Source organism: Hypericibacter adhaerens, from assembly GCF_008728835.1.
GTDB lineage: Bacteria > Pseudomonadota > Alphaproteobacteria > Dongiales > Dongiaceae > Hypericibacter > Hypericibacter adhaerens.
Window position 1 is genome coordinate 419,858 of sequence record NZ_CP042582.1, and the last position, 13,010, is coordinate 432,867.

The 13,010-nt window shown below is 67.9% G+C and carries 9 protein-coding genes; 7 read left to right on the forward strand and 2 right to left on the reverse strand.

What is annotated here, in order from left to right; all coding sequences use genetic code 11:
- Positions 1-80: 80 nt before the first annotated feature.
- Positions 81-1,202, reverse strand: coding sequence for a mitochondrial fission ELM1 family protein (locus FRZ61_RS01900; protein WP_191909254.1), 1,122 nt, complete (start codon positions 1,200-1,202; stop codon positions 81-83).
- Between the two features lie 14 nt (positions 1,203-1,216).
- Positions 1,217-2,092 (reverse strand): 2OG-Fe(II) oxygenase family protein, encoded by an 876-nt coding sequence (locus FRZ61_RS26305; RefSeq protein WP_191909255.1) that lies wholly within the window; start codon positions 2,090-2,092, stop codon positions 1,217-1,219.
- Positions 2,093-2,535: 443 nt separating this feature from the next.
- Here FRZ61_RS26305 and FRZ61_RS01905 point away from each other — a divergent pair, with 443 nt between their 5' ends.
- From FRZ61_RS01905 to FRZ61_RS01935, 7 genes are all read left to right on the forward strand, one after another.
- On the forward strand, positions 2,536-4,314 hold the full coding sequence (locus tag FRZ61_RS01905) for a sensor histidine kinase (protein WP_225309063.1): 1,779 nt from the start codon (positions 2,536-2,538) through the stop codon (positions 4,312-4,314).
- Between the two features lie 11 nt (positions 4,315-4,325).
- A complete protein-coding gene (locus FRZ61_RS01910; RefSeq protein ID WP_151114697.1) occupies positions 4,326-4,763 on the forward strand; it encodes a response regulator in 438 nt (145 codons plus the stop codon).
- 15 nt (positions 4,764-4,778) lie between these two features.
- A complete protein-coding gene (locus FRZ61_RS01915) occupies positions 4,779-6,725 on the forward strand; it encodes a hybrid sensor histidine kinase/response regulator (RefSeq protein WP_151114698.1) in 1,947 nt (648 codons plus the stop codon).
- Between the two features lie 50 nt (positions 6,726-6,775).
- The gene (locus FRZ61_RS01920; protein ID WP_151114699.1) at positions 6,776-7,585 is read left to right on the forward strand and encodes an SDR family NAD(P)-dependent oxidoreductase; all 810 of its coding nucleotides are present in this window, start codon (positions 6,776-6,778) and stop codon (positions 7,583-7,585) included.
- A gap of 28 nt (positions 7,586-7,613) precedes the next feature.
- Positions 7,614-8,180, forward strand: coding sequence for a GNAT family N-acetyltransferase (locus tag FRZ61_RS01925; RefSeq protein ID WP_151114700.1), 567 nt, complete (start codon positions 7,614-7,616; stop codon positions 8,178-8,180).
- 235 nt (positions 8,181-8,415) lie between these two features.
- The gene (locus FRZ61_RS01930; RefSeq protein WP_151114701.1) at positions 8,416-9,684 is read left to right on the forward strand and encodes an efflux RND transporter periplasmic adaptor subunit; all 1,269 of its coding nucleotides are present in this window, start codon (positions 8,416-8,418) and stop codon (positions 9,682-9,684) included.
- 11 nt (positions 9,685-9,695) lie between these two features.
- Positions 9,696-12,866, forward strand: a complete 3,171-nt coding sequence (locus FRZ61_RS01935; RefSeq protein ID WP_151114702.1) for an efflux RND transporter permease subunit — start codon at positions 9,696-9,698, stop codon at positions 12,864-12,866.
- Positions 12,867-13,010 lie beyond the last annotated feature (144 nt).

A 13,010-nucleotide genomic window follows, 5' to 3' on the forward strand; every position in this document is an offset into this window, starting at 1 on the left:
GGACACCGGTTCGCCGAAGAAAATTCGACCAAACCGACGAATCCGGACCGCTGTTCGATCGAGCTTGACCGGACGGCGGTCTAGCGCGGGGCGAACAGCGCCCGCACGCGCGCCACGGCGGCGGCCATGTCGTTCGGCGGCGGATTTCGCTGCACCATCGCGTCGTCGCCCAGCCAGCCCGCATGACCCTCCGCCACCAGGCGGCGCAGGATCACCCGCACGTCGCGTCGTACCCGGGCCGGCAGCAGGTGGGCGAGCGCCCAATGCTGAAGCCGCTTCGGCGCGAAGCGTTCGCTGAAGCCGCGCGACGGTCCGAGGCCGGGATGGCCCGGCGGGCGCATGGCGCTCCAGCCCCAGCCCATGTCGAACAGATCGACCGGCTTGCCGGTGCTGCAAGCCTCGGCCGCCATCGACATGCTCTCGCCCGTGACGATGAACCGATCGGCCAGCGCCAGGAATCCCAAATAGGGATTGGCATCCGGATCGGGCGTCCATGCGTGGAAGAAGGAGGGTGCCGCGATCGCTTCGCGCAGCGCCGATGTCGCGGCGGCGCCGGTACGCGGGCTGGTCGTCACCAGCAGCGAGGCGTTGCTCCGGCGGGCGAGCGCATTGGCCTGACGGGCCAGATCCCGTGCCGTCGCCGCATCGAAGACATAGGGCGGGCTGTTGCCGCCGACCAGGATCGCGATCCAGGGGCGCGGGAGCGCCGCCAGCTTCGCCTCCCATCGCTGGCGCGCCTCGGCCAGGCGGGCCGCCGTGACGCGATGCAGGGGGGCGCCGATCGTCAGCACATTCGGCTGCGCCGGCACGCGGTATTGCGGCGTGGTGATGACGAGGTCGAAATGGCGGGGATCGGCCCAAGGCCGGCCCAAATGGACAAGCCGCACCGGCCGTGCGGGCCGCGCCTGCGCCTGGATCCAGCGCGCCACCGGCTCGTTGCGCCGGCCAGCGGAGATGATCAGGTCGGGCCAGGGCGGCGCCAACGATCTGGCACCGTCGCCGGCGAGGCCGGCGAGCGTCACGCCCAGGAGGCGGTTGGTGATGAATTCGGTCTTGCGGAAGGCGAGGCGTTTGATCTCGAACGGCCAGCCCAGCGCTTCCGCCAGGCCCAGCACCTGCGCATTGTCGCCGGCCCGAAAGCTGGTCAAGAGCCAGACGCGGGGATGTCCGGCACCGGCCTCGAATCCGGCAGGCGCCGCCATGTCCGCCGCAACGGTCAATAGCGGTCGGCGCCGACCGAGCGCCGGCTGATCTGGCGGACCTGCGGCCAATGCAGCAGCCGGGCGGGGATGCTCATGCTGCGGGTCTGGAACGCCCTGAAGGGCAGCTCGGCGATGAAGTTGATGTAGCGGCGCGGCCGGGTCGAAGGCCCGCGCGGCGTCACGCCATGCACCGATTGCGCCGAGTTCACGAAGCAGGCGAGCGTGTTGGGGCCGTACGGCACGCTGCCGACCGGCGCCACGTCCTGCGGCAGGATCATGCGGTAATTGAGGAAGCGGGGCTCGCGCAGCCAGCGATAGAACTCGAGATCGCCGCCGGAAGAGGGATCCTCGGGGGCGCGGAAGTAGTAGAGCGCCGCGAACAGCGTCTGGCGCTTGTCCACGTGGGGCGTCTTGACCGAGCTGGTCTTCGTGCCCGGCGTATTGATGACGAACTGGCATTCGAGACGCAGATCGGCTTCGCGCTCGGCGCCGCGCACCCCGATGCGAAACTCCTCGAGACTCCGGCCGACTCGTTCCTCGAGTCGCGGAAAGGTTTCGCGCAAGGCGCTCCCGAACACGCGCACGATGTCCTGCCAGAACACCGTCGAGGTATGGATCTTGAAGAAATCCCGCCAGAGGGGCGCGATCGCCGGGTTGTCCAGCACCTTGAAGGCGGGCAGCCGCGCGGCGGCGTTCTCGATCGTCGCGGCTCGTCCGCCCAGGATGGTCTCGGGCGTCGGAAAGGACGCATCCAGCTCTCGATAGAGATCGGGCGCCAGCGCGGCCTTGCTCACGAAATGGGCAAAGGGTTCGCGAATCACCTCCGATGCGGAGGTCGAGGCCAGAAGGCTGCTGCTCATGGTCATGGCGCAAGTTCCGAGGCTGGTCATGGAAGGTTGTTTCCCACCGCCCGCCCCGCGGTGATAGAGCAATTCCCCATCGAATGCATGGCAAATGCAAGAGGCCGCATGTCACGGGAATGGCGGTTCCCGACGGGACGAAGGCGCCGGCTATCCCGTTCCCGCGCTGTGGATTGGCGCAAGCTTGCCGATTCCTTACGGTCGCCGTCGCCCGGCCCGTCCGGCTTAACCATCCGGGCCGGCCAAGCGGCCCGGCTGCAACTCTGAGTGTCGTGAATCCGGTTCGACCTCACGCGACAATTTGACCCGCCTTCCCGCCGGATGTTATTGATTCTGACGAGGCGGGCAGGATTGCGCAGGCGCCATCGTCTCTTGGCATCGATCCGATCGCGGTCGGCCATCAGTTCTTGTTGGCGAGGGCCCGTGCCCGCAGGCAGGCAGGATTGATGTTCCAGACAAGAATGAGCAAGGGCATGCTGTGGCGTGCCGCGCTCATTTTCCTGCCTCTGGCGCTGGTGGCTGTCGCCATCATGCTGCTGCTCTATCGCGCGCAGTCCGAAGCCAGCCTCGGCGCCGTGCAGACGGCCGAGCAGAAAAACACCGAGATCGCCCAGCAGCGCTTCATCGCGACCCTGACGACCGTCGTGTCCGATCTGCGCTTCCTGGCCCAGGATCCGACCCTGAGGCGGTGGCTCGCCGACGACAATCCGGTCACGCGGGCCGATCTCGGCAACGAGTATCTGGCCTTCGTCGCGACCAAGGGCCTCTACGACAAGGTCCGCTTCATCGATCTCACGGGGCGGGAGCGGATCCGGGCCAACTGGAACAAGGGCGATCCGCGCCTGGTGACGGGCGACGAGCTGCAGGACAAGGGCATCCGCTATTTCGTCCGGGAGACGCTGAAGCTTCGGCCGGGCCAGATCTATGTCTCGCCCTTCGACCTCAATGTGGACAATGGTGAGATCGAGCAGCCGATCAACCCGACCTTGAGGCTCTCGACGATGGTCTACGATCCCGCCGGGCTGCCCCGCGGGATGATCGTGCTCAACTATCTGGGCCAGCGCATCCTCGACCGGATCACCGCCATGAGCACGGCCGGTCGCGATCGGCTCTGGCTGGTGAACGACAAGGGTTATTGGCTCCTGGGGCCGCGTCCCGAGCTTGAATGGAGCTTCATGTTCCCGGACCGGGAGCAGGAGACCCTCGGGGCGCTCTACCCCTATGCCTGGGAACGGATGCAGGGCGGCGCCGGCGCCGGGCAGTTCATGGGCGAGGCGGGCCTCTTCACCTATGTGAAACTGCCGCCGGTCCTGAGCGGCACGATGGCCGACGTGCCGGGCGCGCCGGAGGGCGTGGCGCCGGCCCTGCCGGGCTGGACCCTGCTGGCGCTCGTTCCCCGGTCGGTCATCGATGCCGATCTGGCGACGCTCAAGCAGCGGTCGATCACGGCCGCGCTGGTGCTGATGCTGCTGTTCGCCATCGGCAGCGGGTTCCTCGCCCTCTATTGGGAGGAACGGCGCCGGGCCGAGGTGCAGACGAAGGCCCTGAACGAACGGCTGGCCCGCGACAATGCGGAGCTCGATGCGGTCAACACGGAGCTCGAGGCCTTCAGCTACTCGGTTTCGCACGATCTCCGGGCGCCGCTGCGCGCCATCGACGGGTTCAGTAAGGCCCTCCAGGAGGATTATGCGGACCGGCTCGACGCGGCCGGGGTCGGTTATCTCCAGCGCGTCCGCCAGGCCGCCCAGCGCATGGGGCTCCTGATCGACGACCTGCTCCAGCTCGCCCGGGTGACCCGCAGCGAGGTCGCCCGCGAGGAGGTGGACCTCACCGACATGGCCGGCAAGGTGATGCAGGAGCTCGAACGGATGGCGCCGGAGCGGCGCGTCCAGTCGCGGATAACGCCCGGCCTGGTGGCGCGGGCCGACGGCCGCCTGATGCGGGTGGTGCTCGACAATCTCTTGGGCAATGCCTGGAAATTCACCGCCGGCCGCGATCCGGGACAGATCGAATTCGGCGTCGACAATGGCCGCACGGAAAGGACATTCTATGTCCGCGACAACGGCGCCGGCTTCGACATGGCCTATGCCGGCAAGCTGTTCGGGGCGTTCCAACGGCTGCATGACGCCAAAGAGTTCCCGGGGACAGGGGTCGGCCTGGCGACGGTTCAGCGCATCATCCGCAAGCATGGCGGCCGCATCTGGGCGGAGGCCAAGCCGAACGAGGGTGCGGCCTTCTATTTCACGCTCTAGCGAGGTGGGTGATGCGGGACGCCGCGATTCTCCTGGTCGAGGACAATGACGACGACGTCGCCTTGACGATCCGCGCCTTCAAGAAGAACAACATCAGGAACACGGTCGTCGTCGCGCGCGACGGGGTCGAGGCGCTCGACTATCTCTTCGCGACCGGCGCCCATAGCGGGCGCGACCGCAACGACCTGCCGCAGGTCGTGCTGCTCGACCTCAAGCTGCCCAAGCTCGAGGGACTCGAGGTCCTGCGCCGGATCAGGGCCGAGGAGCGCACCAAGACGCTGCCGATCGTGGTCCTGACCTCCTCCAAGGAGGAGCAGGACCTGATCGCCAGCTACCGCCTCGGCTGCAACAGCTATGTGCGCAAGCCGGTCGATTTCGACGAGTTCGTCGAGGCCGCGCGCCAGCTCGGCCTCTATTGGCTTCTGCTCAACGAAGCGCCGCCGCGCTGACGGGGACCCGCGCCCATGGCCGTGCCGCTCCAGGTCTTGATCGTCGAGGACTCAGGCGACGATGTCGATCTCCTGCTGCTCGAGATCGCGCGCGCCGGCTTCAAGGCGGACCACGAGGTGGTGGAGACGGCCGACGGCCTGAAGGCGGCGCTCGACCGCCGGGCCTGGGACATCATCCTGGCCGATTTTTCGCTGCCGAAGTTCAGCGGCACGGAAGCGCTCAAGATCGTGCGTGGGCGCGGGCTCGACACGCCCTTCATCTTCGTCTCGGGCAGCATCGGCGAGGACACCGCCGTGATGGCCATGAAGGCCGGTGCGCAGGATTACCTGATCAAGGGCAATCTGCGCCGGCTCGGACCCGCCATCGAGCGCGAGCTGCGCGACAGCGAGCTGCGCCGGGCGCGCGCCGAGGAGAGGGCCGAGCGCCACCGCGCCGAGGAACGGCTGCGCAAGCTGTCGCGGGCGGTGGAGCAGAGCGCCAATCTGGTGGCGATCACCGACGCCGACGGCATCATCGAGTATGTGAACCCCAAGCTGCTCGAGATCACCGGCTTCGCGGCCGAGGAACTGATCGGCAAGACGCCCGCCATGTGGAAGCCGGCCGGCCCTGCCGGGGCCGAATGCGCCATCGCCTGGAGCGGGGCCGCCGACCGAAGCGACCTGCAGGGCGAATTCGAGATGCTGCGCAAGGACGGCCGCCGTTTCTCGGTCTATGCCACCATCTCGCCGATCCGCGACGAATCCGGGGCCGTCACCCACCTGGTCGGCATCGCCGAGGATATCAGCCGGCGCAAGGAGATCGAGGAGCAGCTCCGCCGCTCGCAGCGCCTCGAGGCGATCGGCCAGCTGACCGGCGGTCTCGCCCACGATTTCAACAATCTCCTGGCCGTGGTGATCGGCAATCTCGACATTCTCTGCGAGCAGCTGCCGAAGGACGCGCCGGGCCGCAAGATGGCGCAGCAGGCCCTCGAGGCGGGCCTGCGGGGCGCCGACCTGACCCGGCAGCTCTTGGCCTTCGCGCGCCGCCAGCCGCTGGAAACCCGGGTCGTCAATCTCAACGACCTGATCACCGGCACCACGCGCCTGCTGCAGCGGACCCTGGGCGAGCCGATCGAGATCGAGATGAAGCTGGCCGACGATCTCTGGCCCGCGCTCACCGATGCCTCGCTGGTCGAGGCGGCGCTGGTCAATCTCGCCATCAATGCGCGCGACGCCATGCCGAGCGGCGGCCGCCTGACGATCGAATCGATGAACAAGCGGCTCGACGAGCGCTACGCGGCCGAGAACTCCGATGTGACGCCGGGCGACTATGCCATGATCGCCGTCTCGGACACCGGCAGCGGCATCGCGCCGGAGAATCTGAGCCGTGTCTTCGAGCCCTTCTTCACCACCAAGCCCCAGGGCCGGGGCACCGGGCTCGGCCTCAGCATGGTCTATGGCTTCGTCAAGCAGTCCAAGGGCCATGTGAAGATCTATAGCGAGCTGGGGCACGGCACGACCATTCGCCTCTATCTGCCGCGGGTCATGACCGGGCCGAGCCCGACGGTGGAAAGCGCGCAGAGAGAGGGCAACGGCGATCTCAAGGGCGTGCGGGTGCTTCTGGTCGAGGACCATCCCGGCGTGCGCGAGGTCGCGGTCAAGCAGCTCGAGGAGTTCGGCTGCCGCGTGCTTCAGGCCCATGACGGGCATGCGGCGCTGGCGCTGCTCAAGGAGGGACAGCCGGTCGATCTGCTGTTCACGGATATCGTGATGCCGGGCGGGATGACCGGGGTCGAGCTCGCGCGCCACGCGACGGAGCTGAGGCCGGGCTTGCGGATCCTCTTCACCTCGGGTTTCGCCGAGAACGCGCTCCAGGGCGACCAGGACCGCCTGGGCGACCGGAACTTCCTGAGCAAGCCCTATCGCAAGCAGGACCTGATGCGCCGGATCAGAGAGGTCCTGGCCAATCCCGAATCGCGCTGAAGGCCGCTGCAGGCCGGCACCGGCGCCCACGACAACCGAAGAGGCGAGGCATGAGGTTCAAGGACCGCGTGGTTCTGGTCACGGGCGGCAATTCGGGCATCGGCAGGGCCATCGCGCTCCGGGCGGCGGCCGAAGGCGCCCGTCTCGCCATTTGCGGGCGCGATCCCGGCAAAGGGGCCGCGACCCTGGCGGAACTCAGGGCCGGCGGCCGGGAGGCCGAGTTCTTCCCGGTGGATGTCGCCGAGGAAGCGCAGGCGAAGGCCTTGATCGACAAGGTCGTGGCCCGCTTCGGCCGGATCGACGTGCTGGTGAACAATGCCGGCGCCGGCGCGCGCCGGTCGGGCGTGCAGCCCTCGGATTCGCCGGGCGAGCGCTGGCGCAAGATCCTCGGCCCCAACCTGGACGGCGCCTACTATATGGCGGCCTATGCCTTGCCCGCGCTCAAGGCCGCCGGCGGCGGCGCCATCGTCAACATCTCCTCGACCTCGACCTTCCACGGCAATTGGGGCAGCTACGGGGTCGCCAAGGCCGGGCTCGAGGCCCTGACCCGGTCATTGGCGGTGGAGGGCGCGCCCCATGGCATCCGCGCCAATTCGGTTTCGCCGGGCTGGATCAAGACCGACGTGACGAAAAACGCGGCCAAGACGGAGGATTGGGAGAAGGCCGCCTCCTTGCTCGGCCGCATGGGCCAGCCGGACGAGATCGCCCGCGCGGTCATGTTCCTGGCCTCGGAGGAAGCGTCCTTCGTGACCGGCGCGGTGCTGATCGTCGATGGCGGCCTGACCATCACCGACTACCCCTCCCTGCCTTTCCTCGAAGGCGTCGGCGGCTGGAAGCTGTTCGCGGGGACCTTGTCCTGAAGGCCGGGCGCGCGGTCGAGCGCAGAACATGGCTCCGTCCGATTGGGCCCGGCATCCCACGCTGAAGACGCCGCGGCTGTTGCTGCGGCCCTGGCGCGCGGACGATCTTCCGGCCTTCGCGGCGATCAATGCCGATCCCGCCGTGATGGAGCATTTCCCTTCGCCGCTCGATCGGAGCGCCAGCGATGCGCTGGCGGATCGCATCCAGGCGCATTTCGATCGGCATGGTTTCGGCCTCTGGGCGGTCGAGCGGCCCGGCCAGGACGATTTCATCGGTTTCGTCGGGCTGGCCATGCCGCGCTTCACGGCGCATTTCACGCCTTGCTTCGAGGTCGGCTGGCGGTTGGCCCGGGCGCATTGGGGCCGGGGCTATGCGACCGAAGGGGCCCGCGCGGCGCTCGATTTCGGGTTCGGCCCCGCCGGGCTCGAAGAGATCGTGTCCTTCACTGTTCCCGCCAACCGTCGCTCGATCGCGGTCATGGAACGCCTCGGCATGAAACGCGACCCCGCCGATGATTTCGACCACCCCGCCATACCGGACGGCCACCCGCTTCGGTACCATTGGCTCTATCGCTTGAGGGCCTCGGGCGCCTGAGGCCGAGGATCACCGTCGGGGAGCGACCGGGGCCGCGGGGCCCCAAGGATTGCCGAATCTTTGCGCGATTTGGCTGATTCCGCTGTTCCGGGCCTCGGTCCGCTACGGAGATGGGACATAACCCTCTACCAAATAGTGGAATAGGCGGGTCATCCTAAGGCCGGCCTTGCAACGAGGCGCCGTTGGGTCAATCTCTCGCCTCACCGGTCGTGCAAGGAAGGGCGGGGACGAACGGATGAGCGACATCGACCCTCACGCTGATGCAGGCCCCTCGCCGGGAGCGCCCGCGGCCCGCGCGCCCGCCGGGAAGCGGCGCCATGTCGGCTGGATCGCTATCCTCCTGCTGATCCTGCTGGTCGGGGGCTTCTTCGCTTGGCACCAGGGGCTGATCGGATTCGGCGAGACGGCGGCGGCCACCACGGCGTCGCCGCCGGCACCGCCCAGCGTGGTCGTCAGCAAGCCGCTGCAGAAGCAGATCACCGAGTGGGACGAATATACCGGTCAGTTCCAGGCGGTCGATTCGGTCGAGCTGCGCGCGCGCGTCAGCGGCTATCTCCAGGCGATCCATTTCGAGGACGGGCAGATCGTGCATCAGGGCGATCTCCTGTTCGAGATCGATCCGCGCCCCTTCCAGATCGCGCTCGCCTCGGCCAAGGCGCAGCTCGAGCAGGCCCACGCCGCCTACGACCTCGCGGTGGCCGAGATGAACCGGGCGGCGGCCCTGCGCAAGAGCGATTTCACATCGGCCAGCACCTATGACGAGCGCGTCCAGCAGTCCCGCAACGCCGCGGCCTCGATCACGGTGGCCCAGGCGGCGGTCGATGCGGCGGCGCTCGATCTCGAATATACCCGCATCACCGCTCCGGTGACGGGACGCATCAGCGCCCACACCATCAGCGTCGGCAACCTCGTGACCGGCGGTTCGGGCGAGGGCACCACGCTCCTGACCACGATCGTCTCGCTCGACCCGATCCGGCTCCTGTTCGACGTGAGCGAGGCCAATCTCCTCTCCTACCAGCGCGCCATCGCCGAGGGACGGCTGCCCTCCGTGCGCGACGGCACGGTCGAGGTCCAGGCGCAGCTCATCGACGAGCAGAGATGGAGCCTCAAGGGCACGATCGACTTCATCGACAATCAGGTCGACCGCACCGCGGGCACCATCCGGGTGCGAGCGCTGCTGCCGAATCCCGGCATGCTGATCACGCCGGGGCAGTTCGGGCGGGTGCGGATCCCGGGCTCGCTGCCCTATGACGCCATGCTGATCCCCGAGGCCGCCGTCGTGTCCGACCAGGCGCGGAAGATCGTGATGACGGTGGCCGAGGACGGCACCGTGGTGCCCAAGATCGTACGGCTCGGTCCCAATCGCGGGCCGGATCTCAGGATCATCCGCGACGGGCTCGATGCCGACGACCGGGTCATCATCAGCGGGCTGCTGCGGGCCCGGCCCGGCGCCAAGGTGACGGCCGAGGACGGCAAGATCGACCTGACGGATCCGGAAGAGTAGATCGGCCGGCCATGCGGTTGTCGCACTTCTTCATCGACCGGCCGATCTTCGCGATCGTCGTCTCGATCTTCATCACCATCATCGGCGGGATCGCCTATTTCGCGCTGCCCGTATCGCAATATCCCGACATCGTGCCGCCGACCATCGAGGTCCGCGCCTCCTATCCCGGCGCGTCGGCGGAGACCGTGAGCGCCACCGTGGCGACGCCGCTGGAGCAGGAGATCAACGGCGTCGACAACATGCTCTACATGACGTCGCAGGCGACCAGCGACGGCAATCTGGTGCTGACCGTCACCTTCGCGCTGGGCACCAACCTCGATACCGCGCAGGTGCTGGTGCAGAACCGCGAGGCGGTGGCCGAGCCGCGGCTGCCCGAGGAGGTTCGCCGCATCGGCGTTACGGTGCGCAAGAACTCGCCCGACATCCTGATGGTCATCCATCTGAACTCGCCGGACGGCAGCCGCGACCAGCTCTACATGTCGAACTACGCCACCCTGCAGGTGCGCGACGTGCTGACGCGCATTCCGGGCGTGGGCGACGTCCGCATCTTCGGCTCGCGCGACTATGCGATGCGCGTCTGGCTCGACCCCGACAAGATCGCGGCCCGCGACTTGACGGCGGGCGACGTGGTCGCGGCCCTCCAGGCCCAGAACGTCCAGGTCGCCTCGGGCGTCCTCAACCAGCCGCCCATGCCGCAGCAGACGGCCTTCCAGCTCAATGTCGAGACGCTGGGGCGCCTGGTCGATCCGCGCCAGTTCGCCGATATCGTGGTCCGCACCGATGCCGGTGGGCGCGTCACGCGGCTGCGCGACGTGGCCAGGGTCGAGATCGGCGCCCAGGACTACAGCGCCAACGGCTATCTCGACGACCGGGCCGCCGTCCCGCTGCTGGTGTTCCAGCGCCCCGGCTCGAACGCGCTCGCGACCGCCCAGCAGGTGCTGGACACGATGGCGGAGTTGTCCAAGTCCTTCCCGGAGGGCATGCGCTACGACGTCGTCTACAACCCGACCCAGTTCATCAAGCAGTCGGTCGACGAGGTCACCAAGACGATCTACGAGGCGACGCTGCTGGTGATCCTGGTCGTCATCCTGTTCCTGCAGACCTGGCGTGCCTCGATCATTCCCATCGTCGCCATCCCGGTCTCGCTGGTCGGCACCTTCGCGGTCCTGGGCGCCATCGGCTATTCGCTCAACAACCTCTCCCTCTTCGGTCTCGTCCTCGCCATCGGCATCGTGGTCGACGATGCGATCGTGGTGGTGGAGAACGTCGAGCGGAATCTCCGACGAGGGCTTTCGCCGCGCGATGCGACGCGCCAGACCATGGACGAGGTCGGCACCGCGCTCATCGCGATCGCGCTGACGCTCACGGCCGTCTTCGTGCCGGCGACCTTCATCCCCGGCATCTCGGGTCAGTTCTTCCGGCAGTTCGCCGTCACGATCGCGACCGCGACCGTGATCTCCTGCTTCGTGTCCCTGACGCTGAGCCCGGCGCTCTGCGCGCTGCTCTTCAAGCCGCACGGCCATGGCCCTGAGAAGGGCAACCTGCTCATGCGCCCGATCCACGGCTTCTTCCGCCTGTTCAACCGGGGCTTCGACCGCGTGTCGCTCGGCTATGGCGGGCTCGCGCGCCGGCTGATCCGGCTCGCGGCGGTGGTGCTGGTGATCTATGGCGGCCTGGTCGTCCTGACCGGCTTTCAGTTCGCGCGCACGCCCACGGGCTTCATTCCTCAGCTCGACCAGGGCTATCTGATCGTCGTGATCCAGTTGCCGCCGGGTTCGTCGCTGGCTCGCACCGACAAGGTGGTCCATGACGCGACCGAGATCGTTCTCGGCACGGCGGGCGTCGCGCATGCCGTGCCTTTCTCGGGCTTCGACGGCGCCACCTTCACCAACGCGCCCAATGCCGGCGCGATCTTCGCGGCGCTCTCGCCGTTCGACGAGCGCGTGCCCAAAGATCTGACCGCCGACAAGATCAGGGCCTCCCTGCAGCAGCGGCTGGGCGCGATCAAGGACGCCTTCATCATCACCATTCCGCCGCCCTCCGTGCGCGGCATCGGCACCGGCGGCGGGTTCAAGATGATGGTGCAGGACCGCCGCGGCCGCGGCCTGGCGGCGCTGGAGGCCGTGACCCAGGACATGGTGGCCGCCGCCAACCAGACGCCGGATCTGGCCGGCGTCTTCACCCTCTTCAACACCAAGACGCCGCGCATCTATGCCGATATCGACCGCGTGCGCGCCGAGATGCTGGGCGTCAATGCGAGCCAGGTGTTCGAGACGCTCGAGGTCTATCTGGGCTCCGCCTTCGTCAACGACTTCAATTTCCTCGGCCGCACCTACCGCGTCACCGCCCAGGCGGACAGCAAGTTCCGCCAGACCGTGAACGAGATCTCCAACCTGAAGATGCGCAACGCCATGGGCGCCATGGTGCCATTGGGCTCGGTGGCCTCGTTCGAGGACCGCACCGGTCCCTATCGCGTCACCCGTTACAATCTCTATCCGGCGACGGAGATCCAGGGCCAGACGGCCCCGGGCGCCTCGACCGGCCAGGCGCTGGCGGCGATGGAGCGGCTGGCCGCGGAACGGCTGCCGGACGGTTTCGGCTATGAATGGACGGAGCTCGCCTATCAGGAAAAGCAGGTCGGCAACACCGCCATCCTCGTCTTCGCCGCGGCCGTGCTGTTCGTCTTCCTCGTGCTCGCCGCCCAGTACGAAAGCTGGGCCCTCCCGTTCTCGATCGTGCTGATCGTGCCCATGTGCCTGCTCGCCGCGGTCACGGGCCTCACCTTACGCGGCCTCGACATCAACATCCTGGCCCAGATCGGCTTCGTGGTGCTGGTGGGCCTGGCCGCGAAGAACGCCATCCTGATCGTCGAGTTCGCCCGGCAGGCGGAATCGACGGGCTCCGGGCGGGTGGATTCCGCCATCACCGCGGCGCGGACGCGGTTGCGCCCGATCCTGATGACCTCCTTCGCCTTCATCCTGGGCGTGCTGCCGCTGGCGATCGCCACCGGCGCCGGGGCGGAGATGCGCCAGTCGCTGGGCACCGCCGTGCTGTTCGGCATGTTGGGTGTGACCCTGTTCGGCCTTGCCTTCACGCCCGTGTTCTATGTGGTGGTGCGCAATCTGGCTGATCGGCTCCGCGGGCGCGGCAGCGCCGCGGCCGAAAGCATGGATCCGGCCTGAGCCGGGTCCGCCGGCCCGGCGCCGGCCTCGGCCCCCGTTACGCCGAAGATACCCGGTGACTCCCCATATCCCTTTGTTCCCGTGTGGATTCTCGCGAATTATTACAGCGCGGCTCTTGAACCCGGTTTGAGCGACGACGACCTA